Source organism: Arthrobacter sp. Hiyo1 (genome assembly GCF_001263615.2).
In the GTDB taxonomy this organism is placed as follows: Bacteria; Actinomycetota; Actinomycetes; order Actinomycetales; family Micrococcaceae; genus Arthrobacter.
The window spans coordinates 7,490-9,517 of sequence record NZ_DF952481.1 but is presented as its reverse complement, the minus strand read 5'-3'; the positions used below and the strand labels follow the sequence as shown (position 1 = coordinate 9,517).

The window sequence follows — 2,028 nt, the reverse complement described above, 5'->3', positions numbered from 1 at the left end:
GGGGCCTGCGAGTCGCGGTCGCCCGCGGTATGCCGGCTAGGACGGCCGCTTCCCGTGTCGGAATATCCGCCCCTGTGAGTTCGGTATAGGCGCCCATCAGGGCTTCCTGTACCAGGGCTGCTGCTCCGCACTTTCGGAGATATCCTCCAAAAGCTGCCGTGCTTTTTCCATGATGGACAACGCTGCTTCCGTCCGTACCAGCTTGCGTTCGCTCACCTCCAGCTGCCGGCGCAGATGGGCGATTTCATTCTGCCCGGCAGTGAGTTTGCCGATCTTCTCACCGGCCTTTCCTGCCCGCGAGCACTCCGGCTCGCGGAGCTTGCGCCACTCGGTGATCTGGGAGGAATAGATGCCTTCACGACGCAGGTAGGAATTGTAGAGATAGACATTGATGCTGATCCTCATTCTCGCCCTACGAATTAGACGGACTTGCTATGAGCCCTTGGCCTCAACTCACCCTGACACGTAGGGAGGGGGGCAATCGGGTTGACATGGCCCGGCACAGGTCGAATATCCGATCAGCCGTCCATCCCATTTACAGACCCCAGACGCTTGACTTGACAAGCATGGAAATTCGCCCGTAGCCTCCTCTCGGTATCCATGGACTTGTCATGTGCATGAGCAAACCAATACATATTTGGGGGAATCTAGTGAGACGCCATAAAAGTAGTGCCCGGGCGACGACCATTGCTCCGCATTCGGCTCTCGACCCCTGATGCGTTTTTCATCGTGACTCGAAGGCACCCGCAGACCTTCACCTTCATCAAATCTCCTCGACCGGCTGGGGAGCGCGTTTCATCCCCGGTCGGTTAGTTATTGGCACCGATTCCGGTTGGTTGGTCGATCTGGTCGACCGAGCCGGAAGACTGCTTATGATCACCAGCTGTTGAGCTTCATCTTCCGTTGTCTGCCTCGCCAAGCCACGTCTTTCATAAGGCTGTGGGCTTCCCTTGAATTGGATTTTCACGAATGAACAGATTCGCATGGGCCTCTCGCCGCGCATTTAGTTTCGTTGCGGTACCGTTGGTCGGCGCGTTGGTCGGCGCCCTGATCCAAGGGATGCCTGCGGAAGCGCTCCCTTCCGCCAAAAACACGCAGTCATCAAACCCTCTCGCTGTGGCCACGGCTGAAGATTTCGGGCCCTCTGCATCATCGTCAAGTGATGAGGCGTTGGCGGGATTCGGCGACGCTTCCGGGTACCACGTTCAGCTCGGCAGGGAGTCCGGTGGATTTGCCTGGAAGTCCCTCGCGGTCATCAAACCCCAGGGAGTCGATGCTTCGTCATGGACGGGCTATCAGTGCCTGTCCGGCGACGGGAAATATGCCGCGGTGGCTGTCCTGGCCGCTTCCTCGGTGAATCTGACCGCTGCCCGCGACCGCGGCGCGTTCGGCTACTCCATCGAGCTTGCAACAGGCAAAGTCACCCCCGTTGTGAGCGGTGTCGGGTTGAAGTACTACTCACCTGGTTGCGGTGCCGCGGATACTGCCGTGTTCTCTCTCTCCCTGGGTGCCCAGGAGCAGACGACCGGGCTGGTGTCCGTTGACCTTGCTTCAGGGAAAGTCACGGCTTCGACGACAGCTGCGGGGCAGGTCTCCTCGGCTGTGCCGACCCCGGGCGGGGTCATTGGCGTCGTGGGGTCAGGTCTCGTCGCGGTACCCGGCAACGGAACGGATACTAGCCCGGCCAAACCGTCGGAAGTCGCGACCGTGAAGGGGTCAGCGTTCAATCTGCGTCCTTCCGGCGACGGCGGCGTCGATCTGCTGAACGTGGCCGTCGACAATTCCCACACGCAGGTCATGCATTTTGACGGCAAGAAGCTCACCACCCTTGGCCAGGGGTCGGTGAACAAGGTCGCGTTGTTCGGTGGCCGCGACGGCAAGAACACCATCACCGGGCTTGAAGCAGCACCGTCCAGTTCCGCGCTGAAAAACGTCGATTCATCACACCTGAGCGGTCCGGCCGTCGGGGCGTCCCTGAACGGGGACGCCGTTTTCGGCGCCAAGCAGACGCCCCGCCCGGTGCCACCA

2 protein-coding genes are annotated in these 2,028 nt (G+C 60.5%); one reads left to right on the top strand and one right to left on the bottom strand.

What is annotated here, in order from left to right; translation table 11 throughout:
* Positions 1 to 96: 96 nt before the first annotated feature.
* Complete coding sequence (locus AHiyo1_RS23495; protein ID WP_059390229.1) at positions 97 to 405, bottom strand: hypothetical protein; 309 nt, start codon at positions 403 to 405, stop codon at positions 97 to 99.
* 564 nt (positions 406 to 969) lie between these two features.
* Between AHiyo1_RS23495 and AHiyo1_RS25240 the strand changes: the two genes are divergently transcribed.
* Positions 970 to 2,028, top strand: a 1,059-nt coding sequence (locus AHiyo1_RS25240; RefSeq protein WP_216363332.1) for a hypothetical protein, incomplete at its 3' end; no start/stop codon positions are given.

Coding starts and splice junctions, on each gene's coding strand:
- AHiyo1_RS23495 (WP_059390229.1), bottom strand. CDS start 405: ATGAGGATCAGCATCAATGTCTATCTCTACAATTCCTACCTGCGTCGT.